The sequence below is a fragment of the Pseudomonas sp. 65/3-MNA-CIBAN-0223 genome (genome assembly GCF_040310425.1).
Lineage (GTDB): Bacteria > Pseudomonadota > Gammaproteobacteria > Pseudomonadales > Pseudomonadaceae > Aquipseudomonas > Aquipseudomonas gregormendelii.
In genome coordinates, this window is sequence record NZ_JBEOPV010000233.1 from 1 (window position 1) to 256 (window position 256).

The following is a 256-nucleotide window of genomic DNA, read 5'->3' on the forward strand; positions in this document are numbered from 1 at the left end:
TCCGAAAATCACTCAGCGTGTCCATGAGCAACTTGATAAGTTTACCCATACTGCGGCACAAATGATTAACTATGAATGCTATGTCGATCTTGCCGAAAAGCTTTGCGAAAAAGCCCCTATCAGCGGTGAGAAAAAAGCGTTCTTTTTAACCACTGGCGCAGAAGCGGTTGAAAACTGTATCAAAATTGCTCGTGCAAAAACTGGTCGTCCGGGTGTCATCTCTTTCGTTGGTGGCTGGCATGGTCGTACCTTAATG

The 256-nt window shown here is 45.3% G+C and carries 1 protein-coding gene; it reads left to right on the forward strand.

The features are described from left to right. Positions 1-256, forward strand: a 256-nt coding sequence (locus AAEZ09_RS28705; RefSeq protein WP_350601732.1) for an aminotransferase class III-fold pyridoxal phosphate-dependent enzyme, incomplete at both ends; no start/stop codon positions are given.